Below are 23695 nucleotides of genomic sequence, written 5' to 3'. Positions count from 1 at the left end.
CTGCCGCCCTCTGCGGAACGCCCCATGCCCCTGCAACTGACCTTCGGCGAAGCCAGCGCCACCGGCCCGCGCAACGAAAACCAGGACGCCATCCGCGTCGTCACGCCGGCACCCTCGCTCGCCCTGAGCAAGGGCTTCCTATTGGCGCTGGCCGACGGCGTCAGCCATTGCGCCGACGGTGCCCTGGCCGCCCGCGCCACCTTGCAGGCGCTGGCGCTCGACTATTACTCGACACCCGAAACCTGGGCCGTCACCCATGCGCTCGAGCGGCTGCTCACGGCGCAGAACCGCTGGCTGCAGGCCAACGGCAATGGCCAACCGCTGCTGACCACGCTCACCGCCCTGGTGCTGCGCGGCACCCGCTTCACCCTGGCCCATGTGGGCGACTGCCGGGCGTATCTCTGGGCCGACGCCACGCTCGAACGCCTCAGCGAAGACCACGTCTGGCAGCAACCGGGCATGCAGCATGTGCTCAAGCGGGCCCTGGGGCTGGACCAGCACCTGGTGGTGGATTTTCTCGAAGGCGCGCTGCGCGAAGGCGACTGCTTCGTGATCCTCAGCGACGGCGTCTGGGCGGTGCTGCCCGAACGCGACATCGCCGAAGTGCTGCAGACCGAGACCGACCTTTCCCGCGCCGCCAGCACCCTGGTGAAGGCCGCGCACCTGGCCGGCAGCGGCGATAACGCCAGCGCCGTCCTGGTACGGGTACAGGCGCTGCCCGAGGCGGGCCTGGCCGACAACCTCGCCCAGCTGGAGCAATGGCCCCTGCCGCCGAAGCTGCGCGCCGGACAGGGGTTCGAAGGCTGGACGGTCGAGGGGCTGCTGGCCGAGTCGCGGCAGTCGCTGATCTATCGTGTCACCGACGCACAAACGCGTCCGTGGCTGCTGAAAACGCTGCCCCCGAGCCGCGCCGACGATCCATCGGCCGGCCCTGCGCTGCTGCAGGAGGAATGGTTCCTGCGCCGTGTGGCCGGGCGCTGCTTTCCGGAATTGCACAGCCTCGCGCAGCGCCAGCATCTGTACTACGTGCAGCGCGAATACGCGGGGCAAAGCCTGGCGCAACTGTTCCGGCAGCAGGGTCCGATGCCCCTGCCGCAGTGGCTGGACACCGCGCCACGGATAATCCGCGCCCTCGGCATGCTGCACCGGCGCAACATCCTGCACCGCGACGTCAAACCGGAGAACCTGCACCTGGGGGACGACGGCGAGCTGCGCCTGCTCGACTTCGGCCTGGCGTACTGCCCCGGCCTGTCGCGTGACGAGCCCAACAGCCTGCCCGGCACGCCGAGCTTCATCGCGCCGGAGGCCTTCAGGGGCGAGCCGCCAAGCGCGCAGCAGGACCTCTATGCCGCCGGAGTGACCCTCTACTACCTGCTCACCGGGCATTACCCCTACGGGGAGGTCGAAGCCTTCCAGCGCCCGCGCTTCAGCACGGCCGTGCCGCCGTCGCGCTACCGCCCGGACCTGCCCGACTGGCTGGACAGGCTGCTGTTGCGAAGCCTGGCGGCCGATCCGGCACAGCGATTCGAAACCGCCGAGGAGTGGCTGCTGGGCTTCGAACAGGGAGAACAAAGCATCTCCTCCGACGGCACCCACCCGCTGCTCGAACGCGAACCGCTGAAAACCTGGCGCGCGATCGCCCTCGCCTCGTTGTTCCTCAACCTCGCAGGGTTGATCTGGCTGATCGGCCGCGGCTGAGATCAGCGCCGGGTGATCAGCCCCTGCCGTGCCACGCGGGTCAGCTCGCGAATGCAGTGATCGAGGGCCTCGGCGGCCGGCGCCTGCACCACGGCCAGATCAAAGGCATCGGTCGGGTAGTCGGCCAGCGAACGGGTATCGGCATTGAACTGGATGAGCAACGCGCGCGGCTTGCCGCGGTGTCTCGGCCATCCGTCCAGGCAACGGAGCAGCGCCGGCTGATGGCTGCCGATCAGCAGGATTTTGCGGCTGGAAGGGTTCTGTGCGGCCGGGGCCAGGCAGAAGGAAGGAAGTTTTGCATTCATCGATGGGGTCCCGCCTCGAGGGTTCCGCTGGGCAGCGGTGAGAGGCGACACCGAACCAGCGCTTTAGCGGTATTTCGGGATCTCTCGATCCTGGCGCCCCGCAAGTAGCTGACTAAATCGGCGCAAGACCCAACTCTATTGAAACTCGGCGAAGGCTGTCAACGCCCTGACTCGGGCGATGCGAGGGCCGCCGAGGCTGCACCATCGCTGCGCATGACGCCTCAGCAAGGTGCATCGCGAACTTAGTTACTTTCGAGGATAACCGCCTAACCCACTGATTTAGCGGAAAAGCATCAACTGGCACACCCCCTGCATCGCTCTCGACGCAATCGACATAAAGCCAGGCCTTCAACGACGAGGGCCGTGCTTCCCGAGAACGGGACCGGACAAAGGCGTCCTCACTGGGTAACCAGTGGGACGCCTTTTTGTTTTTGCTTTTCAGTACGCCGGCGCGATGGCCGGCACGCGGTGGAGATCGGCATGAAGAAACTCAAGCTGGTGATGATCGGCAACGGCATGGCCGGTGTACGGACCCTGGAAGAGCTGCTCAAGCTCGCCCCGGACCTGTACGACATCACCGTCTTCGGTGCCGAGCCGCACCCCAATTACAACCGCATCCTGCTGTCGCCGGTGCTGGCCGGGGAGCAGAATTTCGAAGACATCGTCCTCAACGACCTGCAGTGGTACTGCGATCACGGCATCGCGCTGCGCATGAACAGCAAGGTCGTCCGGATCGACCGCGCCGGGCGGCGCGTCATCGCCCAGGACGGCAGCGAGGCCGAATACGACCGGTTGCTGATCGCCACCGGCTCCACGCCCTTCATGCTGCCGGTGCCCGGCAATACCCTGCGGGGCGTGATCGGCTATCGCGACATCGCCGACACCCGCACGATGATGGAAACCGCCGCCACCCACCGTCACGCCGTGGTCATCGGCGGCGGCCTGCTCGGCCTGGAGGCCGCCAACGGGTTGCAGCTGCGCGGCATGGACGTCAGCGTGGTGCACATCGGCGAATCCCTGATGGAGCGCCAGCTCGACCGTACCGCCGGCCGCCTGCTGCAGGATGCGCTTGAGGCGCGCGGGCTCAGGTTCCTACTCTCCAGGCACACCGCCGAGCTGGTCGATGACGGCGAAGGGCGCGTCCGGGCGGTCAGGTTCACCGACGGTGAAGAGGTCCCGGCGGACCTGGTCGTCATGGCCGCGGGCATCCGCCCCAACTGCGAGCTCGCCGAACAGGCGGGCATCCCCTGCAACCGGGGGATTCTGGTCAGCGATACCCTGCAGACCTACGATCCGCGCATCTATGCCGTCGGCGAATGCGCCAGCCACCGCGGCACCGCTTACGGGCTGGTGGCGCCGCTGTACGAGCAGGCCAGGGTCTGCGCCAACCACCTGGCGATGCTGGGCTTCTCGCGCTACCCGGGTTCGGTGACCTCGACCAAGCTCAAGGTCACCGGCATCGATCTGTTCTCGGCCGGCGACTTCCTGGGCGCCGAAGGCACCGAAACCATCACCCTGAAGGACCCTGTCGGCGGCATCTACAAGAAGCTGGTGATCAAGGACGACGTACTGGTGGGCGCCTGCCTGTACGGCGACACCGCCGACGGCGGCTGGTACCTGCGTCAGATCCGCGAGCGCCGCGAGATTGCCGGGGTCCGTGATCAACTCATGTTCGGGGCCGCCGCGCTGGGCCAGGGCGCCACCCTGGGCAAGGGACCGAGTGCGCCCCTGCCGCTGACGGCCGGCACCAAGACCCCATGCCCTCCCCGTACCGAAGAGATCGAGCCCTCGATCCTGCCGCCGCGCAACCATGGCGCGTCACGCACCGCGCTTTCGCCTCTTTAGCCATGACTGACCTGCCAGGAGATGCCGCCATGCATCAGACAACCGCGTCCACCTGCTGCTATTGCGGCGTCGGCTGTGGCGTTCTGATCGAGCACGACGGAACGCGCATCCACGATGTCGCGGGTGACCCGGACCATCCGGCCAATTTCGGCAAACTCTGCAGCAAGGGCTCGACCCTGCACCTGACCGGTGACATCGCCGCACGTGGCCTCCATCCGGAACTGCGCCTGGGCAAAGCGCTGGCGCGTGCCCGAACCGACTGGGACAGCGCGCTGGAACACGCCGCCGAGCGCTTCGCCGACGCCATCCGCGAGCACGGTCCGGACAGCGTCGCGTTCTACATTTCCGGCCAGCTGCTGACCGAGGACTACTACGCCTTCAACAAGCTGGCACGCGCCCTGGTCGGAACCAACAACATCGACAGCAACTCGCGCCTGTGCATGTCCTCGGCCGTGGTCGGCTACAAGCGCAGCCTGGGCGCCGACGCCCCGCCCTGCTCCTACGAAGACATCGAGCTGAGCGACTGCCTGCTGATCGTCGGCAGCAACATGGCCTATGCCCACCCGGTGCTCTTCCGGCGGCTGGAGGAAGCCAAGGCGAGACGCCCGCAGATGCGCATCATCGTCGTCGATCCACGGCGCACCGACACCTGCGACCTGGCCGACCTGCACCTGGCGATCCAGCCCGGCAGCGACGTGGCGCTGTTCCACGGGTTGATGCACATCCTGCTGCGCGAGGGCCAGGTCGACCGGGACTTCATCGACGCTCATACCGAAGGGTTCGAGGCCCTCGACGCACTGGTGCGCGACTACAGCCCGTCGGTGGTCGCCGAGCGCTGCGCCATCCCGGCCGAGGCGCTGCAGCGGTGTGCCCGCCTGATCGGCGACGCCCCGAGCTTTCTCTCGCTCTGGTGCATGGGGCTGAACCAATCCACCGCCGGCAGCGCGAAGAACAGCGCGCTGATCAACCTGCACCTGGCCACCGGCCAGATCGGACGGCCAGGCGCCGGGCCTTTTTCCCTGACCGGACAGCCCAACGCCATGGGCGGCCGGGAAACCGGAAGCCTGAGCAATCTGCTGCCCGGTCATCGTGACGCGGGCAACCCCGAGCATCGCCAGGAAGTGGCCGCCTACTGGGGCGTCGAGCAGCTTCCGGAAACGCCCGGGCTACCCGCCATCGAACTCTTCGAAAAGGTTCGTGCCGGCAAGATCAAGGCCTTGTGGATCGCCTGCACCAACCCGGCCCAGTCGCTACCGGATCAGCGCGGCGTACAGGAGGCGCTCGCCACCTGCCCCTTCGTCGTCGTGCAGGAAGCCTTCTTCACCACCGAGACATGCCGCCATGCCGACCTGCTGCTGCCGGCGGCCAGCTGGGGCGAGAAAGAGGGCTCGGTGACTAACTCCGAACGCCGCGTCAGCCGGGTACGCCGCGCGGTACCGGCACCGGGCGAGGCGCGCGCCGACTGGGCGATCACCTGCGATTTTGCCCGGCGTCTGGAAAAGCGCCTGCGGCCCGGGCAGCCGAGCCGCTTCGATTACGAGCGGCCCGATCAGCTGTTCGACGAATACAAGGCGCTGACGCGCGGCCGGGACCTGGATCTCTCCGGGCTGAGCTACGCCCTGATCGAGCGGATCGGCCCGCAACAGTGGCCGTTCCCGGCTGGCAGCGAAGCCGGCACGCCACGCCTCTACACGAACCGGATATTTCCCACCGCCACTGGACGCGCCCGCTTCATCGCCGAGCCGTACCAGCCGCCCCGGGAACTGCGCGAGGCGCACTACCCCCTGATACTCAATACCGGGCGCCTGCGCGACCAGTGGCATGGCATGAGCCGAACCGGTACCGCCGCGCAGCTCTTCGGCCACGTCGAGCAAGCACTGCTCGGGCTGCATCCGGACGACATGACGCATAGGCGTCTGCTCGAAGGCCAGCTGGTCCGGCTGCGCAGCCGCCGCGGCAGTCTCGTCCTGCCAGTGACCGCGGACGACAGGCTGCAGGCTGGCCAGGCCTTCCTGCCGATGCACTGGGGCGACCGCTTTCTCAAGGGCCTGGGCTGCAACGTCCTGACGCTGCCCGAGCACGACCCGCTTTCGAAACAGCCCGAGCTCAAGCACGCTGCGGTCGAGGTCGAACGGGTCGACTTGCCCTGGCAGTTCTTCGCCCTCGTCGAGCAGGACGTGCAGAGCCGATTCAGCGCGCTGCGTCCCCTGTTCGAAGCATTCGACTACGCAAGCTTCAGTCTGGCCGGTCGCGATCGCCCGGCGCTGATCATCCATGCCGCTGTCAGCCAGGCGCCTGATGCCGCGCAGCTGGAGCGCATGGACCAGCTGCTCGGCCTCGACGAAGGAGCGGTACTGAGCTACGACGACCCCCGACGCGCCATCGGCAAACGGGTGCGTATCGAAGCTGGCCGTATCGTCTCCCTTCGCCTGGCGGGCGAAACGGCGGCGCGCGACTGGCTCAAGGGTCTGTGGCAAAGCGGCCAGGTCGATGCCGAAACCCGGCGCTGGCTCCTGGCGCCCCTCAGCGCCCCTCCGGGTGAGACGATCGCGGCCGTGGAGCGAACGCTGTGCAACTGCATGAACGTCAGCCAACAGGCGGTGGCCCGAGGCATCGCAGCCGGAATGGACCTGGACGGACTCAAGCGTGAGTTGGGCTGCGGCACCAGTTGCGGTTCTTGCGTCCCGGAAATCAAGCGAATGCTGGCCCGCCAACCGGAGCCGGCCTGAATCCTTTTTCGACATCCTTGCGGCAGTCGCATCGAGTGAGGTGAAGCAATGAGTGCAAAAGTCTGGCTGGTCGGTGCGGGCCCGGGCGATCCGGAGCTGTTGACGCTCAAGGCCGTGCGCGCCCTGGGCGAAGCGCAGGTGGTGATGATCGACGACCTGGTCAACCCCGCCGTGCTGGAGCACTGTCCTGGCGCCCGGGTGATCCGTGTCGGCAAGCGCGGAGGCTGTCGTTCGACGCCCCAGGCGTTCATCCATCGGCTGATGCTGCGTTACGCCCGTCAGGGCAAATGCGTGGTGCGCCTGAAGGGCGGCGACCCCTGCATCTTCGGTCGCGGCGGTGAGGAAGCCCAATGGCTCGCCGCCCGCGGCATCGAGACGGAGCTGGTCAACGGCATCACCGCCGGACTGGCTGGTGCCACCCGCTGCGGTATCCCGCTGACCCATCGTGGCGTCGCCCGGGGCGTGACCCTGGTGACCGCCCACACCCTGGATGACGGTGGCCCCCAATGGCCGGCATTGGCGCAGAGCGGTACCACGCTGGTGGTCTACATGGGCGTCAGCAAGCTGGACGAGGTACGGAGCGGGCTGCTGGCCGGCGGCATGGCGAGCGAGACACCGGTGGCGATGATCGAGAACGCCTCGTTGCCCGAGCAACGTGAATGCCGGTCGCGCCTCGGCGACATGCTGGTCGATGCGCGTACCTTCGCGCTGAAGAGCCCGGCGATCCTGGTCATCGGCGAGGTCGCCGCACAGGCGGCCCTGGCCGCGCTGCAGCGGAGCGCCTGAACCCCAACGACTGCCGAGCCAGCCGGCGCCGGCCGGCGGGATGAAGCAGCAAAATGGACTTTTCAGCAGGCACAAAAAAGGGCGACCGAAGTCGCCCTTTTTCATGGATTACCCGAACTTAGTTCTGGTTTTCCATCTGAGCACGGATCAGATCACCAATGGTGGTCGGGCCGGTGCTTTCAACTTCCTGCTTGGTACGCAGTTCCTTCATCGCGTCCTTCTCGTCCTCGACGTCTTTCGACTTGATGGAGAGATTGATCACGCGGCTCTTGCGATCGATGTTGATGATCTTCGCTTCGACTTCTTCGCCTTCCTTCAGCACGTTGCGGGCGTCTTCAACGCGGTCGCGGCTGATTTCGGAAGCCTTCAGGGTCGCTTCGATGTCATTGCCCAGGTCGATCACAGCACCCTTGGCGTCCACTTCCTTGACGGTACCGCGGACGATGGTGCCCTTGTCGTTCAGGGACACGTAGTTGGAGAACGGATCGTCTTCCAGCTGCTTGATGCCCAGGGAGATGCGCTCACGCTCCGGGTCGACCGACAGGATGACGGTTTCCAGCTCGTCGCCCTTCTTGAAGCGGCGAACGGCTTCTTCGCCCACTTCGTTCCAGGAGATGTCCGACAGGTGAACCAGACCGTCGATGCCGCCGTCCAGGCCGATGAAGATACCGAAATCGGTGATCGACTTGATGGTGCCGGAGATCTTGTCGCCCTTGTTGAACTGGCTGGAGAAGTCTTCCCACGGGTTGGACTTGCACTGCTTGATGCCCAGGGAGATACGACGACGCTCTTCGTCGATGTCCAGAACCATGACTTCCACTTCGTCGCCGACCTGAACGACCTTCGACGGGTGGATGTTCTTGTTGGTCCAGTCCATTTCGGAGACGTGTACCAGGCCTTCCACGCCCTCTTCCAGCTCGGCGAAGCAGCCGTAGTCGGTGAGGTTGGTGACGCGGGCCATGACGCGGGTGTTTTCCGGGTAGCGAGCCTTGATGGCGACCCATGGGTCTTCGCCCAGCTGCTTCAGGCCCAGCGATACGCGGTTACGCTCGCGATCGTACTTGAGGACCTTGACGTCGATCTCGTCGCCGACGTTGACGATTTCCGACGGATGCTTGATGCGCTTCCAGGCCATGTCGGTGATGTGCAGCAGGCCGTCCACGCCGCCCAGGTCGACGAATGCGCCGTAGTCGGTGAGGTTCTTGACCACGCCCTTGACCTGCTGGCCTTCCTGCAGGGATTCGAGCAGAGCTTCACGCTCGGCGCTGTTCTCGGCTTCCAGCACGCTGCGACGGGAAACGACAACGTTGTTGCGCTTCTGGTCGAGCTTGATGACCTTGAACTCGAGCTCTTTGCCTTCCAGGTGGGTGGTGTCGCGCACCGGACGGACATCGACCAGCGAACCCGGCAGGAACGCGCGGATGCCGTTGACGTCGACGGTGAAACCGCCCTTGACCTTGCCGTTGATGACGCCCTTGACCACTTCTTCTGCAGCGAAAGCCGCTTCCAGAACAATCCAGGATTCCGCGCGCTTGGCTTTTTCGCGGGACAGCTTGGTTTCACCGAAGCCATCTTCAACCGCGTCCAGAGCAACGTGGACCTCGTCACCCACCTTGATGGTCAGCTCGCCTTGTTCGTTGTAGAACTGCTCGACCGGGATGACGCCCTCGGATTTCAAGCCAGCATGGACGGTGACCCAGTCACCATCGATGTCGACCACGATGCCGGTGATGATGGCGCCCGGCTGCATGTCGAGGGATTTCAGGCTTTCTTCAAAAAGTTCTGCGAAGCTTTCGCTCATGTTGATTCCTGCTGTTTTCGGGCGAGGATCCGCCCAACTTCCACACCCCAGATGGCATGGGTTCGTTTATATAAAAAAAGGCCTGCGGGACGCTATCTGGTCTCCCGCATGCCTCCTTGTTACCAGGCAGGGCTCTTGCCGCGGCCTGACGGAACACCTTTCGGGGTTCCTTTCACCCGGCGATGTCGCGTTTGGCGACCTCGCTCAGAATGCTGTCCAGTACCTGCTCGATGGAAAGTGAGGTCGAATCCAGCATGATCGCATCGTCGGCTGGCTTCAGCGGCGCCACTTCGCGCGCCCTGTCTCGCTCGTCGCGAGCCTCGATCTCATCGAGAAGACTCGCGAGATTAACATCATCCCCACTCCCCTTCAACTGCAGATAGCGCCGACGGGCACGCTCCTCGGCGCTTGCGGTGAGAAAGACCTTGAGTTCGGCGGCGGGAAACACCACGGTCCCCATGTCGCGTCCGTCGGCCACCAGACCCGGGGCTTCGAGGAAAACACGCTGACGCTGCAGCAGCGCTTCGCGCACTGCCGGCAGGGAGGCCACCTGGGACGCGCCGGCACCGACCTGCTCGTTGCGGATCGCATGGGTGACGTCCTCGCCCTCGAGCGTGATGCTCAGGCCATGCCCGTCCTTGCCCGAGCCGAACTGCACGTCCAGGTGGGCGGCCAGAACCTTGAGCGCTTCCTCGTTGGTCAGGTCGACGCCGTGGTTGCGCGCGGCGAACGCCAGCAAGCGATAGAGCGCGCCGGAATCGAGCAGATTCCAGCCAAGCTTCTTGGCCAGCAGCGCGGCGATGGTGCCCTTGCCCGAACCGCTGGGACCGTCGATGGTGATGACCGGCGGATTGTTCATGAGTTGTCCTCTTCACCGACAGTCATGCCGGCTTGCTTGGCCAAGGCCAGAAAATTCGGAAACGACGTCGCCACGGCGGCGCAATCGTGAATACGGATCGGCGCCCTGGCACGAAGCGCCGCGACGCTGAACGACATGGCGACACGATGATCGCCATGGGACCACACCTCGCCACCGCCGATCGGCCCGCCCTGGATCACTATACCGTCAGGCGTGGGCCTGGCATCGACGCCGAGCGCCTGCAGCCCATCGGCCATCACCTGGATGCGATCCGACTCCTTGACGCGCAATTCCTCGGCGCCGCGCAGCACGGTGCGCCCCTCGGCACAGCTGGCGGCGACGAACAGCACCGGGAACTCGTCGATCGCCAGCGGCACCAGGTCTTCGGGAATGTCGATGCCCCGCAGCCGCGCCGAGCGTACCCGAATGTCGGCGACCGGCTCTCCACCGACCTCGCGCAGATTCTGCAGTTCGATGCTGGCGCCCATCAGCTTGAGGATGCTGATCACGCCGGTGCGGGTCGGGTTGACGCCGACGTGCTCGAGCAGCAGGTCGGAGCCCTCGGCGATGCTCGCCGCGACCAGGAAGAACGCCGCCGACGAGATATCGCCCGGCACTTCGATCCGGGTCGCGCTCAGGCGATGCCCGGGCTCGACCGAGGCCGTCGCGCCCTCGATCCTGACCGGGTAGCCGAAGCCGCGCAGCATCCGCTCGGTATGGTCGCGGGTCGGTGCCGGCTCGGTGACCGCGGTTTCCCCGGCCGCGTAGAGCCCGGCCAGCAACAGGCAGGATTTGACCTGGGCGCTGGCCATCGGCATGGCGTAATGCATGCCGGACAGCCGCTGGCCGCCCCGGATCGTCAGCGGAGGACGCCCTTCCGGCGCCGTCTCGATGACCGCCCCCATCGCGCGCAGCGGCTTGGCGATGCGGTTCATCGGCCGCCTGGACAACGACGCGTCACCGGTCAGGACGCTGTCGAAGGGCTGCGCCGCCAGCAGCCCGGCCAGCAGGCGCATGGAGGTTCCGGAATTGCCGAGATAGAGCGGCCCGGGCGGCGCCTGCAAACCACGCAGGCCGACACCGTGGACGGTGACCTTGCCCTGCTGCGGCCCTTCGATCACCACGCCCATGTCGCGAAACGCCTGGATGGTCGCCAGGGCATCCTCACCTTCGAGAAACCCCTCGACCTCGGTCGTACCTTCGGCCAGCGAACCGAGCATGATCGAGCGGTGCGAGATCGACTTGTCGCCGGGCACCCGCAGCGAGCCGTCGAGTTTCCCGCCCGGCTTGGCGACGAAGATCAGGTCGTTCGAATCCATCACGTCCACATAGGCCCTGCGCGCCAGAATCTTGCTGAAGTGCTCCCGGGCGGCACGGGCGCGGGTGAAGACACCCAGCAACTGATGCCCATCTCCTTCGTCCACGGCCGCGCGCAACGCATCGAGGTCATGGCGAAAATCGTCCAGCGTGTGCAGCACCGCCTCGCGGTTGGCGAGAAAGATGTCATGCCACATCACCGGGTCGCTGCCGGCGATCCGAGTGAAGTCACGAAAGCCCCCGGCGGCGTAGCGGAATATCTCCAGGTTCTCGTTGCGCTTGGCCAACGAGTCCACCAGGCCGAAGGCCAGCAAATGAGGCAGGTGGCTGGTCGCAGCCAGAACCTCGTCATGATGCCGGACCTCCATGTGCTCCACGTCCGCGCCGAGCTGCCGCCACAGCGCGTCGACCACTCCAAGCGCCGCCGGGTCGGTGTCGGCCAGCGGGGTGAGGATGACCTTGTGCCGGCGAAACAGCGTCGACTTGGCCGCCTGCACCCCGCTCTGCTCCGAGCCCGCAATGGGATGCCCCGGAACGAAGCGCCGCGGCATCGCGCCGAAGACCTTCGCCGCGCAGGCGACCACGTTGCCCTTGGCGCTGCCCACATCGGTGAGCACCGCCTGGCCGAGGTCCAGCGTCGCCAGTTGCGCGAGCAGCTTTTCCATCGCCAGGATCGGCACCGCCAGCTGGATCACGTCAGCGCCGCGGCAGGCGTCCTGCAATGACTCCGCACAGCGGTCCACCACGCCGAGTTCGACCGCCAGGGCACGCGACGGCGCATCCATGTCGAACCCCACCACCTCGGCGCAGGCGCCACTCTCGCGCAGCCCCTTGGCGAAGGAGCCACCGATCAGCCCCAGTCCGATCACCACCAGGCGACCGATGATGGGCTCGGCGCGTTGCACCGACATGACATCGCTCACTGGCCGAGCGCCTCGCGCAAGGCCTGGAGGAAGCGACGATTCTCCGCCTCGGTGCCGATGGTCACGCGCAGGAAGGTCGGCATGCCGTATCCGGCCACCGGACGCACGATCACCCCGGCGCGCAGCAGCGCCTGGTTGATCGGTCCGGCATCACGGCCGCAGTCGACCGCGATGAAGTTGCCCTTCGAGGGAATCCAGCCGAGCCCGAGCTCGGCGAAACCGGCTTCCAGCTGGGCCATGCCGGCATCGTTGAGCGCGCGACTGCGCTGCAGATAGTCGAGATCATCGAGCGCAGCGCAGGCGGCCGCCTGGGCGAGCGAGTTGACGTTGAACGGCTGACGCACCCGGTTGAGCACATCGGCGATGGTCGCCGAGCTGAGCGCATAGCCCACCCGCAGCGCAGCCAGCCCGTAGGCCTTGGAAAAGGTGCGCGACACCAGCAGGTTGGAATACTGCGCCAGGTAACGCACGCCGTCCGGCAGCTCGCCACCGGTGGCGTATTCGATGTAGGCCTCGTCCAGCACCACCAGCACCCGCTCCGGAACCCTCGCCAGGAAGCGTTCAAGCGCCGCCGTATCGAACCAGGTGCCGGTCGGGTTGTTCGGGTTGGCAATGAACACCACGCGGGTGTGCTCGTCGATGGCGGCCAGCATGGCATCCAGATCGTGCCCCCAGTCCTTCGCGGGCACCACCTTGCTCTGGGCACCGACGGCCTGGGTCGCGATGGGATAGACGGCGAAGGCATGAGCGCTGAACACCGCGTTGAGCCCGGGCGCCAGATAGGCGCGCGCCACCAGCTCGAGGATGTCGTTGGAGCCGTTGCCCAGGGTTACCTGCGCCAGCTCGACGCCATAGCGCTCGGCCAGGCGCCGCTTGAGCTCGAAGCCATTGCCGTCGGGATAGCGGGCGAGCTCCGGCAGCGCCGCCTGAATGGCCAGCAGGGCCTTGGGGCTGGGGCCGAGCGGGTTCTCGTTGCTGGCCAGCTTGACGATGCCGGCCGGGTCCAGGTCCAGCTCGCGGGCCAGCTCGTCGACCGGCTTGCCAGGAACATAGGGAGACAGCTGCTGTACGCCCGGCTGGGCCAGGGCGAGAAAATCACAGGGCATAGCTACAAGCCTCAAGCTTCAAGAAAAGAGCCAACTCACAACGGGCCGTCAGCATCGAGCTTCAAGCCGCGTGCAGAACGATGCTGCGCGCTCTTCGGCTTGAAGCCTGTGGCTGGGTTCAAAGCACGGCTTTGGGATAGGACCCCAGCACCTTCAGGGCGACCGCTTCCTGGCCGATGCGCTCGAGCACATCCTTGATCAGCGGGTCCTGGTGGTGACCCTGGAAATCGATGAAGAACACGTAGGTCCATTTGCCGCTGCGCGAAGGCCGCGTCTCGATACGCGTCAGGTCGATGCCGTTGGCGTGGAACGGCACCAGCAGCTCGTGCAGCGCGCCCGGCTTGTTGCTCATCGAGACGATGATCGACGTCTTGTCGTCGCCGGTCGGCGGCACTTCCTGGTTCCCGATGATGAAGAAGCGGGTGGAGTTGTCCGGGCGGTCCTCGATCTTCTCGGCCAGACGCGTCAGGCCGTAGAGCTGCGCGGCCATGTCGCCGGCGATGGCGGCCGAATTCCACTCGCTCTTGACCCGCTTGGCGGCGTCCGCATTGCTGGACACGGCGACGCGCTCGACGTTCGGATAGTGCGCATCGAGCCACTTGCGGCACTGGGCCAGTGACTGCGCGTGGGAATAGATGCGGGTGATCCGCTCGGTCTGCGTGGTCTCGCCGACCAGCAGATGATGATGGATACGCAGCTCGACTTCGCCACAGATGACCATGTCGTGCTCGAGGAAGCTGTCGAGGGTGTGGTTGACGGCACCCTCGGTGGAGTTCTCCACCGGTACCACGCCGAAGTTGACCGCCCCGGCAGCCACCTCGCGGAACACCTCGTCGATTGCCGCCATCGGCTTGCTCACCACCGCATGGCCAAAGTGCTTGAGCGCGGCCGCCTGGGTGAAGGTGCCCTCGGGGCCGAGGTAGGCGACCTGCAGCGGTTGCTCGAGGGCGAGGCACGAAGACATGATTTCACGGAACAGCCGGGCGATCTCTTCGTTATCGAGCGGGCCGCGGTTGAGTTCCATGATGTGCTTGAGCACCCAGGCCTCGCGCTCCGGACGGTAGAACACCGGCGACTCGCCTTCGGCCAGCGACGCGGTCTTGACCCGGGCGACTTCCTGGGCGCAGCGCGCGCGTTCGCTGATCAGCCCGAGGATCTTCTCGTCGAGGCTGTCGATCCGGACACGCAGCGCCTTGAGCTGATCGGCGTCGCTCATCAGCCGTGCTCCTTCTCGAACTCGGTCATGTAGCCCACCAGCGCTTCAACCGCGTCGAGGCCCACCGCGTTGTAGATCGAGGCGCGCATGCCGCCGACCGAACGATGCCCCTTGAGGTTGAGCAGGCCGCGCGCGTCGGCGCCGGCGAGGAAGGTCTTGTCCAGACGCTCGTCGGCAAGGCGGAACGGCACGTTCATCCAGGAGCGGGCGTTGCTGGAGATGGGGTTGGTATAGAAGGCGCTGGAATCGATGAACCCATACAGCAGGTCCTTCTTGGCCCGGTTGCGCTGCTCCATCGCGGCGACACCGCCCTGCTCCTTCAGCCATTCGAAGACCAGGCCGGAGAGGTACCAGGAGAAGGTCGCCGGGGTGTTGTACATCGAGCCGTTGTCGGCGGCGATCTTGTAGTCGAGCATGGTCGGGCAGCTGGAGCGGGCCCGGCCGAGGAGGTCTTCACGGACGATGACCACCACCAGGCCACTGGGGCCGATGTTCTTCTGCGCGCCGGCGTAGATCAGGCCGAACTTCGAGACGTCTATCGAACGGGACAGGATGTCGGAAGACATGTCGACCACCAGCGGCGTGTCGCCAAGCTCGGGCACCCAGTCGAACTGCAGCCCGCCGATGGTTTCGTTGGAGGCGTAGTGCAGATAGGCGGCGTTGTCGCTGAGCTGCCATTCGTTCTGGCCCGGGATCGCGAAATAGTCGTAGCCCTTGGCGCTGGCCGCGACGTTGACGGTGCCGAAACGGCGCGCCTCGTCGATGCCCTTGCGCGACCAGATGCCGGTGTCGACGTAGTCGGCGACGCCATCCTCGGGCAGCAGGTTCAGCGGGATCTCGGCGAACTGCTGGCTGGCCCCGCCCTGCAGGAACAACACCTTGTAGTTCGACGGAATCGACAGCAGGTCGCGCAGGTCCTGCTCGGCCTTGCTGGCGATGGCCATGTAGTCATCGCTGCGATGACTCATTTCCATCACCGACAGGCCGCGGCCCTGCCAGTCGAGAAGTTCGGCCTGTGCGCGCTGCAGCACGGCTTCGGGAAGGGCCGCTGGGCCGGCGCAGAAATTGAAGGCGCGTTTGCTCACGTCGTGTTCTCTCAACTCGTCTTAGATCGCCGGGAGTGATCCCGGCTGCCTTACCGCAGGCCCGGCGCGCCCTGGCGAACAGGGAGCGCCCGCAGGCTCAGTCCTCGTCGTCGGTCGGCACCACGTCCGGCGGGACGTCCCCGCCACCACCGAGCAGCTCGTCTTCGCTCGGCTCGGTGCTGACGACCGGCATTTCCTTCTCCAGCAGCGCCTCGTCCAGCGAGCCTTCGATCTCTTCCAGCTCTTCCTCCATGGAAGGTTCCTGGACGCGCTCCAGGCCGACCAGCTTCTCGTCCTTGGCCAGCTTGATCAGGGTCACGCCCTGGGTGTTGCGGCCCAGCGACGAGACTTCGGCGACCCGCGTGCGCACCAGGGTGCCCTGGTCGGAGATGAGCATGATCTCTTCGCCGTCCTGGACCTGGATGGCGCCGACCAGTTGCCCGTTGCGCTCGTTGCTGACCATGGCGATGACGCCCTGACCGCCGCGACCGCGGCGCGGGAACTCCTCGATGGCCGTGCGCTTGCCGTAGCCGCGTTCCGACGCGGTGAGGATCTGCGCATGGGGCTCGGGAATCAGCATGGAGATCAGCTTCTGCCCTTCGCCCAGGCGCATGCCACGCACGCCGCGAGCGTTGCGGCCCATGGTGCGGACATGGCTTTCCTTGAAGCGGATGACCTTGCCGCCATCGGAGAACAGCATCACTTCACGGGCGCCATCGGTTACCGCCGCCGCGATCAGCGTATCGCCCTCTTCGAGGGTCAGGGCGATCAGGCCGACGCTGCGCGGACGGCTGAACTGCACCAGCGGGGTCTTCTTCACGGTGCCGTTGGCGGTGGCCATGAAGATGTAGGCGCCAGTGGACATGGCATCTTCGACCGAGAGGGTCTCCGAATCGTCGCCTTCGCCCAGCTCTTCGAGTTCTTCACCCTCGGCCGAAACGATGTCGGCATCCTCGGCCTCGTCGTCCCCGGCAGGAGCCTGCCGACGCACGGCTTCAAGGTCCACCTGCAGCATGGCGGTGATGTGCTCGCCCTCGCTCAGCGGCAGCAGGTTGACCAGCGGACGGCCGCGGGCGGCGCGGGACGCTTCGGGAATCTCGTAGGTCTTGAGCCAGTAGACCTTGCCCTTGCTGGAGAACAGCAACAGGGTGGCGTGGCTGTTGGCGACCAGCAGGTGCTCGACGTAATCCTCTTCCTTGACCCCCGTGGCGCTGCGACCGCGGCCGCCGCGACGCTGTGCCTGGTAGGCGGTCAGCGGCTGGGACTTGGCGTAGCCACCGTGGGAGATGGTGACGACCCGCTCCTCTTCGGTGATCAGGTCGGCCAGGGTCAGGTCCAGGCGGGATTCCAGGATCTCGGTACGACGCGCGTCGCCGAATTCCTTCCTGACGCCTTCGAGCTCCTCGCGGATGACTTCCATCAGGCGCACGGGGTTGGTCAGGATGCGGATCAGCTCGCCGATCTGGGTGAGGATTTCCTGGTACTCGGTGAGCAGCTTCTCGTGCTCGAGACCGGTCAGGCGGTGCAGGCGCAAATCGAGGATCGCCTGGGCCTGTTCCGGCGACAGGAAATACTTGCCGTCGCGCAGCCCGTACTGCGGATCGAGCCCTTCCGGACGGCAGGAGTCGGCGCCCGCACGCTCGACCATCGCTTCCACGGCGCTGGACTCCCAGGCCTCGGCGATCAGCTTCTCCTTCGCTTCGGCCGGGGTCGGCGAACTCTTGATCAGCTCGATCACCGGGTCGATGTTCGACAGCGCGACCGCCTGGCCTTCGAGGATGTGGCCACGCTCACGCGCCTTGCGCAGTTCGTAGACGGTCCGGCGGGTGACCACTTCGCGGCGGTGGCGCACGAAGGCTTCGAGCAGTTCCTTGAGGTTCAGCGTGCGCGGCTGGCCATCGACCAGGGCCACGACGTTGATACCGAATACGCTCTGCAGCTGGGTCTGGGCGTAGAGGTTGTTGAGGATCACCTCGGGCACTTCGCCGCGACGCAGCTCGATGACCACGCGCATGCCGTCCTTGTCGGACTCGTCGCGCAGCTCGGTGATGCCCTCGAGCTTCTTCTCCTTGACCAGCTCGGCGATCTTCTCGATCAGACGCGCCTTGTTCAGCTGGTAAGGCAGCTCGGTGATGACGATCTGCTGGCGGCCACCGACCTTGTCGATGTCCTCGATGTCGGCCCGGGCGCGGATATAGATGCGGCCACGACCGGTGCGGTAGGCTTCGATGATCCCGGCGCGGCCGTTGATGATGCCGGCGGTCGGGAAGTCGGGACCGGGAATGAAGCCCATCAGTTCGTCAATGCTGATGTCCGGGTTCTCGATCAGCGCCAGGCAGCCGTCGATGACTTCGCCGAGGTTGTGCGGCGGAATGTTGGTCGCCATGCCCACCGCGATACCCGACGAGCCGTTGACCAGCAGGTTGGGGATCTTGGTCGGCATCACCGCGGGGATCTGCTCGGTGCCGTCGTAGTTGGGCACCCAGTCGACCGTTTCCTTTTCCAGGTCGGCCAGCAGCTCGTGGGCGAGCTTGGCCATGCGCACTTCGGTGTATCGCATGGCCGCGGCGTTGTCGCCGTCCACCGAACCGAAGTTGCCCTGGCCGTCGACCAGCAGGTAGCGCAGCGAGAACGGCTGGGCCATGCGCACGATGGTGTCGTACACCGCCGAGTCGCCGTGGGGGTGGTACTTACCGATCACGTCACCGACGACGCGCGCGGACTTCTTGTACGGCTTGTTCCAGTCGTTGCCCAGCTCGCTCATGGCAAAGAGCACGCGGCGATGCACCGGCTTCAAGCCATCGCGCGCATCCGGCAGCGCCCGCCCGACGATTACGCTCATGGCGTAATCGAGGTAGGACTGCTTGAGCTCGTCTTCGATATTGACCGGGAGGATTTCTTTGGCCAGTTCGCCCATGGAAGCCTGGTTCCTTATAGTCTGCAGGGTCCTACATTAAGCGCGGGATGGTAACACAAGGGAGCCGCGGGAGGCTGCCGCGCGGCACGCTTTGCGGCGTCGCACGGCACCCTTCGACGGGCAAGGCGCCCGGCGTGCGCGATCAGTGCAGCCGGCTGCGGCTCATCAGCGCCGCCATCTTCGCCGCATCCGGGCGCTCGACGATGCCCTTCTCGGTGACGATCACATCGATCAGGTCGGCGGGGGTGACGTCGAACACCGGATTGACCGCCTCGACGTCGGCGGCGAAGCGCTGGCCGTTGACCTCGAGCAGCTCGTGGCCCGGCCGCTCCTCGATCGGGATGTCCTCGCCGCTTTCGAGGCTCATGTCGATGGTGGAGCTGGGCGCCACGACCATGAAACGCACGCCATGGTGCATGGCCGTCACCGCCAGCTGATAGGTACCGATCTTGTTGGCGACGTCGCCGTTGGCGGTGATCCGGTCGGCGCCGACGATCACCCAGGTGATCCCGCGGGTCTTCATCAGGTGCGCGGCGGCCGAGTCGGCATTGAGGCTCACCGGAATCCCCTCGCCCGCCAGTTCCCAGGCCGTGAGACGCGAGCCCTGCAGCCAGGGGCGCGTTTCGTCGGCATAGACCCGCTCGACCATGCCCTCCAGGTGCGCCGCCCGGATCACGCCCAGGGCCGTTCCGAAGCCGCCGGTGGCCAGCGCGCCGGTGTTGCAGTGGGTCAACAGGTTCTGCGGATTGCCCTGGTTCTTGCGAATCAGCTCGGCGCCCAGCTGGGCCATGGTGAGGTTGGCTTCGCGATCGCTCTGGTGAATGCTGACGGCCACCGCCTCGAGCGCCGCCACCACGTCGTCTTCGGGCTTGAGCCTGCCGAGCCGGTCGCGCATGCGGTTGAGCGCCCAGAACAGGTTGACCGCCGTGGGCCGCGAGTCGGCCAGCACCTGGAAGTCGGCTTCCAGCGCGGCGCGCCAGTCGCCGCCCTCGGCCAGGCGAACCCGGGCACTCAGGACGACCCCATAGGCGGCGGCGATACCGATCGCAGGCGCGCCGCGAACCACCATCTCGCGGATCGCATCGGCCACGGCAGGCGCATCGCCGTAGCGGCGCCAGACGCTCTGCAAGGGCAGCACGCGCTGATCGAGCAGTTGCAGGGCACCTTCCCGCCACTCGATCGCCTTGACCTTCTCCGCTGCCAGCAGTCGCTCGCGCATCATCTTCCTCGCCATACGGAAACAAAAAGCCGGCCATTATACGCCAAAAACGAACGCCCTCGGATGGGGCATCGCTCCGAGGCAGCCGATCCACGGTTTCCAGCCCCCAACTGCTTTAATACACTTGATCGCCCGCCCTCCTGGAACTCCACCGATGCCCGACGCCCCGTTCGACCTGATCCTCCTACCGACCTGGCTGGTACCCGTGGAGCCGGCGGGCGTGGTGCTCGAAAACCATGCGCTGTGCATCCGCGACGGGCGCATCGCCCTGATCGCCCCTCGCGAGCAGGCGCTCAGGCATCAGGCGCACGAGCGCCGGGAGCTGCCCGGCATGCTGCTCGCGCCCGGCCTGGTGAACGCCCACGGCCATGGCGCGATGACGCTGTTTCGCGGGCTGGCCGACGACCTGCCACTGATGACCTGGCTGCAGGAACACATCTGGCCGGCCGAGGCGAAATGGGTCGACGAAAGCTTCGCCCGGGACGGCACCGAACTCGCCATCGCCGAACAGCTGCAAGGCGGGGTGACCTGTTTCTCCGACATGTACTTCTTTCCGGAAATCATCAGCGAGCAGGTCCACGAGAGCGGCATCCGCGCCCAGATCTGCGTGCCCATCCTGGACTTCCCGATTCCCGGCGCGCGCACCGCCGACGAGGCCCTGCGCAAGGGCGTGGCGCTGTTCGACGACCTCAAGCACCACCCCCGCATCAATATCGCGCTCGGGCCTCATGCACCCTACTCGGTCAGCGACGAGAAGTTCGAGACCATTCGCGTGCTGGTCGCCGAAATGGACGTCGCCATTCACATGCACGTCCACGAAACCGCCCATGAAGTACAGCAGGCGCTGGCCGATCACGGGGAACGCCCGCTGGCCCGCCTGGCGCGGATGCAGCTGCTCGGCCCGCGCTTCCAGGCCGTGCACATGACCCAGGTCGACGACGAGGACCTGCGCCTGCTGGTGGAAAACAACTGCAGCGTGATCCATTGCCCGGAGTCCAACCTCAAGCTCGCCAGCGGCTTCTGCCCGGTCGAGCGACTCTGGACGGCGGGCGTGAACGTGGCCATCGGCACCGACGGCGCGGCCAGCAACAACGACCTGGACCTGCTCGGCGAAACCCGTACCGCCGCCCTGCTGGCCAAGGCGGTCGCCGGCTCGGCCACTGCGCTGGACGCCCATCGCGCGCTGCGCATGGCGACACTGAACGGCGCACGCGCCCTGGGCATCGACGACTGCACCGGCTCGCTGGAAATGGGCAAGTTCGCCGACCTGGTGGCGTTCGACCTCTCCGGCCTCGCCCAGCAGCCGATCTACGACCCCGTCTCGCAGCTCGTCTATGCCAGCGGACGCAGCTGCGTCCGCCATGTCTGGGTAGGCGGCAAGCAGTTGCTCGACGACGGCCGCCTGACCCGCATGGACGAAGCGAAACTGATCGCCACCGCCCAGCAGTGGGGACGCAAGATCGGCGCCGGCGACCGGCCATGAGTGTGACAAACTGACATACACGGACGCGGGCACCAGCACCCCTTCGCCAGCCGTAAGCTGGCAACATGGGCGACCGCAACGCAACGCTTTCTCTTCGAGCTTTCAAACGGAACGGATAATGAGCAACGTCGACCACGCCGAAATCGCCAAATTCGAGGCCCTCGCCCACCGCTGGTGGGACCGGGAAAGCGAGTTCAAGCCCCTGCACGAGATCAACCCGCTGCGGGTCAACTGGATCGAGGAGCACATCAGCCTCGCCGGAAAGAAGGTGCTCGACGTCGGCTGCGGTGGCGGCATCCTCAGCGAATCCATGGCTCAGCGCGGCGCCAGGGTGACCGGCATCGACATGGGCGAGGCGCCCCTGTCGGTCGCCCGCCTGCACCTGCTCGAATCGGGCCTGGAGGTCGACTACCGGCAGATCACCGCCGAAGCGATGGCCGAACAGGAGCCGGGGCAGTACGACGTGGTCACCTGCCTGGAAATGCTCGAGCACGTTCCCGACCCGGCTTCGGTGATACGCGCCTGCCATGCCCTGGTGAAACCGGGCGGCCAGGTCTTCTTCTCGACGATCAACCGCAACCCCAAGGCCTACCTGCTGGCGATCGTCGGTGCCGAATACGTGCTGCAGCTGCTGCCGCGCGGCACCCATGACTTCAAGAAATTCATCCGCCCGTCCGAACTGGGCGCCTGGTGCCGCGACGCGGGCCTCGCGGTCAAGGACATCATCGGCCTCACCTACAACCCGCTCACCAAGCACTACAAGCTGAGCCCGGACGTCGACGTCAATTACATGATCCAGACCCTGAAGGAGGCCTGATGCGCCTGCGCGCTGTTTTGTTCGACATGGATGGCACGCTGCTCGACACCGCGCCGGACTTCGTCGCGGTCATCCAGGCGATGCGCGAGGCGCGCGGCCTGCCCCGGGTAGCCGAAAGCCAGGTTCGCGACGTGGTCTCCGGCGGTGCCCGCGCGATGGTGATCAACGCCTTCGACGTCGACCCCTTCGCCGATGAGTTCGAAGCCCTCAGGCTGGAGTTCCTGGAGCGCTACCAGGTCGGCTGCGCCGAGCACAGCCGCCTGTTCGACGGCATGGAAACCCTGCTGCAGGACATCGAGAAGGCCAACCTGCTCTGGGGCGTTGTGACCAACAAACCGGTGCGCTTCGCCGAGCCGATCATGCAGCGACTCGGCCTTGCCGAGCGCTCGGCGGTACTGGTCTGCCCCGACCACGTCACCCGCAGCAAGCCCGATCCCGAGCCGATGCTGCTCGCCTGCAAGCAACTCGACCTGGACCCCTCCAGCGTGCTCTTCGTCGGCGACGACCTGCGCGACATCGAGTCCGGCCGCGCGGCCGGCAGCCGAACCGCGGCAGTCACGTACGGCTACATTCATCCCGAGGACAACCCACGCTCCTGGGGCGCCGACGTGGTCGTCGACCACCCCCTGGAATTGCGCGCGGTGCTCGACCGAGCGCTGTGCAGCTGCTGAACGCCAGCCGCGCCCTCGCGCGGCCGCCTGCCTTGAACGAGAGATGACGATGTTCGACTACAACGCCCCAGCCAACCTGCTCGACGGCCGGATCATCATGGTCACCGGTGCCGGACGCGGCATCGGCGCAGCTGCCGCCAAGGCCTTCGCGGCTCACGGCGCGACCGTCCTGCTGCTGGGCAAGACCGAAGAAAACCTCAACCGCGTCTACGACGAGATCGAAGCGGCCGGCCACCCGCAACCGGTGGTGATCCCGTTCAACCTGGAAACGGCACTGTCCCACCAGTACGACGAACTCGCGGCGATGGTCGAAGCCGAGTTCGGGCGCCTCGACGGCCTCCTGCACAACGCCTCCATCCTCGGGCCGCGCACGCCCCTGGAGCAGCTCTCCGGCGACAACTTCATGCGCGTGATGCAGGTCAACGTCAATGCGATGTTCATGCTGACCAGCACCCTGCTGCCGCTGCTCAAGCTGTCCAGCGACGCCTCGGTGGTGTTCACGTCCAGCAGCGTCGGCCGCAAGGGTCGCGCCTACTGGGGCGCCTATGCGGTGTCCAAGTTCGCCACCGAAGGGCTGATGCAGGTGCTCGCCGAAGAAGTCGATGGCATCAGTTCGGTCCGCGCCAACAGCGTGAACCCCGGCGCCACGCGCACCGACATGCGCGCCCACGCCTATCCGGGCGAGAACCCCGCGGTCAACCCGACACCCGAGGCGATCATGCCGGTGTACCTGTACCTGATGGGGCCGGACAGCCAGGCGGTGAACGGCCAGGCGCTGGACGCCCAGTAAGTGCAAAGCCGGTTTTCTGGCGCGACCCCGAAGAGGGATGTCAAAAGGACATCAACCGCACCGGCAAGCCGGCAATGTTTTGCCGCTCTCTGCCCGGCCACTCAGTCTATCCTGTTGATTTAAAAGGA

The 23695-nt window shown here is 66.1% G+C and carries 16 protein-coding genes and 1 pseudogene; 8 read left to right on the top strand and 9 right to left on the bottom strand.

The genetic code is table 11. The features are described 5' to 3' along the window. Window positions 1-24: 24 nt before the first annotated feature. Complete coding sequence (locus tag DN824_RS15180; RefSeq protein ID WP_138409249.1) at window positions 25-1698, top strand: bifunctional protein-serine/threonine kinase/phosphatase; 1674 nt, start codon at window positions 25-27, stop codon at window positions 1696-1698. Between the two features lie 2 nt (window positions 1699-1700). Here DN824_RS15180 and DN824_RS15175 read toward each other — a convergent pair whose 3' ends face one another. Then, a complete protein-coding gene (locus tag DN824_RS15175) occupies window positions 1701-2003 on the bottom strand; it encodes a class I SAM-dependent methyltransferase (RefSeq protein WP_138409248.1) in 303 nt (100 codons plus the stop codon). Window positions 2004-2483: 480 nt separating this feature from the next. Between DN824_RS15175 and DN824_RS15170 the strand changes: the two are divergent. From DN824_RS15170 to cobA, 3 genes and pseudogenes are all read left to right on the top strand, one after another. Beyond that, a pseudogene (locus DN824_RS15170) lies at window positions 2484-3746 on the top strand (NAD(P)/FAD-dependent oxidoreductase); the annotation flags it as partial. Between the two features lie 131 nt (window positions 3747-3877). After that, window positions 3878-6577 (top strand): nitrate reductase, encoded by a 2700-nt coding sequence (locus DN824_RS15165; protein ID WP_138409246.1) that lies wholly within the window; start codon window positions 3878-3880, stop codon window positions 6575-6577. Between the two features lie 48 nt (window positions 6578-6625). Next, the gene (gene cobA, locus DN824_RS15160; protein WP_138409245.1) at window positions 6626-7363 is read left to right on the top strand and encodes a uroporphyrinogen-III C-methyltransferase; all 738 of its coding nucleotides are present in this window, start codon (window positions 6626-6628) and stop codon (window positions 7361-7363) included. Between the two features lie 118 nt (window positions 7364-7481). Here cobA and rpsA read toward each other — a convergent pair whose 3' ends face one another. From rpsA to mtnA, 8 genes are all read right to left on the bottom strand, one after another. Continuing rightward, entirely contained in the window at window positions 7482-9164 is a 1683-nt protein-coding gene (rpsA, locus tag DN824_RS15155) for a 30S ribosomal protein S1 (protein WP_138409244.1), read from the bottom strand. Window positions 9165-9336: 172 nt separating this feature from the next. Next, complete coding sequence (cmk, locus tag DN824_RS15150) at window positions 9337-10023, bottom strand: (d)CMP kinase (RefSeq protein WP_138409243.1); 687 nt, start codon at window positions 10021-10023, stop codon at window positions 9337-9339. Beyond that, the gene (locus DN824_RS15145) at window positions 10020-12251 is read right to left on the bottom strand and encodes a bifunctional prephenate dehydrogenase/3-phosphoshikimate 1-carboxyvinyltransferase (protein WP_138409274.1); all 2232 of its coding nucleotides are present in this window, start codon (window positions 12249-12251) and stop codon (window positions 10020-10022) included. Before DN824_RS15145 ends, cmk begins: the two co-directional genes overlap by 4 nt. Window positions 12252-12259: 8 nt before the next feature. After that, window positions 12260-13369: a histidinol-phosphate transaminase gene (hisC, locus tag DN824_RS15140; RefSeq protein WP_138409242.1), complete on the bottom strand. Its 1110-nt coding sequence runs from the start codon at window positions 13367-13369 to the stop codon at window positions 12260-12262. A 118-nt stretch (window positions 13370-13487) separates the two neighbouring features. Continuing rightward, window positions 13488-14585: a prephenate dehydratase gene (pheA, locus tag DN824_RS15135; protein WP_138409241.1), complete on the bottom strand. Its 1098-nt coding sequence runs from the start codon at window positions 14583-14585 to the stop codon at window positions 13488-13490. Then, window positions 14585-15670 (bottom strand): 3-phosphoserine/phosphohydroxythreonine transaminase, encoded by a 1086-nt coding sequence (gene serC, locus DN824_RS15130; protein WP_138409240.1) that lies wholly within the window; start codon window positions 15668-15670, stop codon window positions 14585-14587. Before serC ends, pheA begins: the two co-directional genes overlap by 1 nt. A gap of 97 nt (window positions 15671-15767) precedes the next feature. Then, window positions 15768-18587: a DNA gyrase subunit A gene (gene gyrA / locus DN824_RS15125; RefSeq protein ID WP_138409239.1), complete on the bottom strand. Its 2820-nt coding sequence runs from the start codon at window positions 18585-18587 to the stop codon at window positions 15768-15770. Window positions 18588-18729: 142 nt separating this feature from the next. Then, window positions 18730-19806, bottom strand: coding sequence for an S-methyl-5-thioribose-1-phosphate isomerase (gene mtnA / locus DN824_RS15120; RefSeq protein WP_138409238.1), 1077 nt, complete (start codon window positions 19804-19806; stop codon window positions 18730-18732). Window positions 19807-19960: 154 nt separating this feature from the next. Here mtnA and DN824_RS15115 point away from each other — a divergent pair, with 154 nt between their 5' ends. From DN824_RS15115 to DN824_RS15100, 4 genes are all read left to right on the top strand, one after another. Then, the gene (locus tag DN824_RS15115) at window positions 19961-21289 is read left to right on the top strand and encodes a TRZ/ATZ family hydrolase (RefSeq protein WP_138409237.1); all 1329 of its coding nucleotides are present in this window, start codon (window positions 19961-19963) and stop codon (window positions 21287-21289) included. Between the two features lie 118 nt (window positions 21290-21407). Further along, entirely contained in the window at window positions 21408-22106 is a 699-nt protein-coding gene (ubiG, locus tag DN824_RS15110) for a bifunctional 2-polyprenyl-6-hydroxyphenol methylase/3-demethylubiquinol 3-O-methyltransferase UbiG (protein ID WP_138409236.1), read from the top strand. Next, window positions 22106-22777, top strand: a complete 672-nt coding sequence (gene mupP / locus DN824_RS15105) for an N-acetylmuramic acid 6-phosphate phosphatase MupP (RefSeq protein WP_138409235.1) — start codon at window positions 22106-22108, stop codon at window positions 22775-22777. The genes ubiG and mupP overlap by 1 nt, the downstream gene beginning before the upstream one ends. Before the next feature lie 49 nt (window positions 22778-22826). Next, a complete protein-coding gene (locus tag DN824_RS15100; RefSeq protein ID WP_138409234.1) occupies window positions 22827-23567 on the top strand; it encodes a YciK family oxidoreductase in 741 nt (246 codons plus the stop codon). The last annotated feature ends 128 nt before the right edge of the window (window positions 23568-23695 follow it).

Source organism: Stutzerimonas nosocomialis, from assembly GCF_005876855.1.
GTDB lineage: Bacteria > Pseudomonadota > Gammaproteobacteria > Pseudomonadales > Pseudomonadaceae > Stutzerimonas > Stutzerimonas nosocomialis.
Note: the sequence above shows the minus strand (reverse complement) of the source record. Positions and strands in the feature narration are given on the sequence as shown.

What these genes read in the sequence shown, in the direction of transcription:
- DN824_RS15180 (WP_138409249.1), top strand. Translation starts at nt 25, where the DNA reads ATGCCCCTGCAACTGACCTTCGGCGAAGCCAGCGCCACCGGCCCGCGC.
- DN824_RS15175 (WP_138409248.1), bottom strand. Translation starts at nt 2,003, where the DNA reads ATGAATGCAAAACTTCCTTCCTTCTGCCTGGCCCCGGCCGCACAGAAC.
- DN824_RS15165 (WP_138409246.1), top strand. Translation starts at nt 3,878, where the DNA reads ATGCATCAGACAACCGCGTCCACCTGCTGCTATTGCGGCGTCGGCTGT.
- cobA (WP_138409245.1), top strand. Translation starts at nt 6,626, where the DNA reads ATGAGTGCAAAAGTCTGGCTGGTCGGTGCGGGCCCGGGCGATCCGGAG.
- rpsA (WP_138409244.1), bottom strand. Translation starts at nt 9,164, where the DNA reads ATGAGCGAAAGCTTCGCAGAACTTTTTGAAGAAAGCCTGAAATCCCTC.
- cmk (WP_138409243.1), bottom strand. Translation starts at nt 10,023, where the DNA reads ATGAACAATCCGCCGGTCATCACCATCGACGGTCCCAGCGGTTCGGGC.
- DN824_RS15145 (WP_138409274.1), bottom strand. Translation starts at nt 12,251, where the DNA reads ATGTCGGTGCAACGCGCCGAGCCCATCATCGGTCGCCTGGTGGTGATC.
- hisC (WP_138409242.1), bottom strand. Translation starts at nt 13,369, where the DNA reads ATGCCCTGTGATTTTCTCGCCCTGGCCCAGCCGGGCGTACAGCAGCTG.
- pheA (WP_138409241.1), bottom strand. Translation starts at nt 14,585, where the DNA reads ATGAGCGACGCCGATCAGCTCAAGGCGCTGCGTGTCCGGATCGACAGC.
- gyrA (WP_138409239.1), bottom strand. Translation starts at nt 18,587, where the DNA reads ATGGGCGAACTGGCCAAAGAAATCCTCCCGGTCAATATCGAAGACGAG.
- mtnA (WP_138409238.1), bottom strand. Translation starts at nt 19,806, where the DNA reads ATGCGCGAGCGACTGCTGGCAGCGGAGAAGGTCAAGGCGATCGAGTGG.
- DN824_RS15115 (WP_138409237.1), top strand. Translation starts at nt 19,961, where the DNA reads ATGCCCGACGCCCCGTTCGACCTGATCCTCCTACCGACCTGGCTGGTA.
- ubiG (WP_138409236.1), top strand. Translation starts at nt 21,408, where the DNA reads ATGAGCAACGTCGACCACGCCGAAATCGCCAAATTCGAGGCCCTCGCC.
- mupP (WP_138409235.1), top strand. Translation starts at nt 22,106, where the DNA reads ATGCGCCTGCGCGCTGTTTTGTTCGACATGGATGGCACGCTGCTCGAC.
- DN824_RS15100 (WP_138409234.1), top strand. Translation starts at nt 22,827, where the DNA reads ATGTTCGACTACAACGCCCCAGCCAACCTGCTCGACGGCCGGATCATC.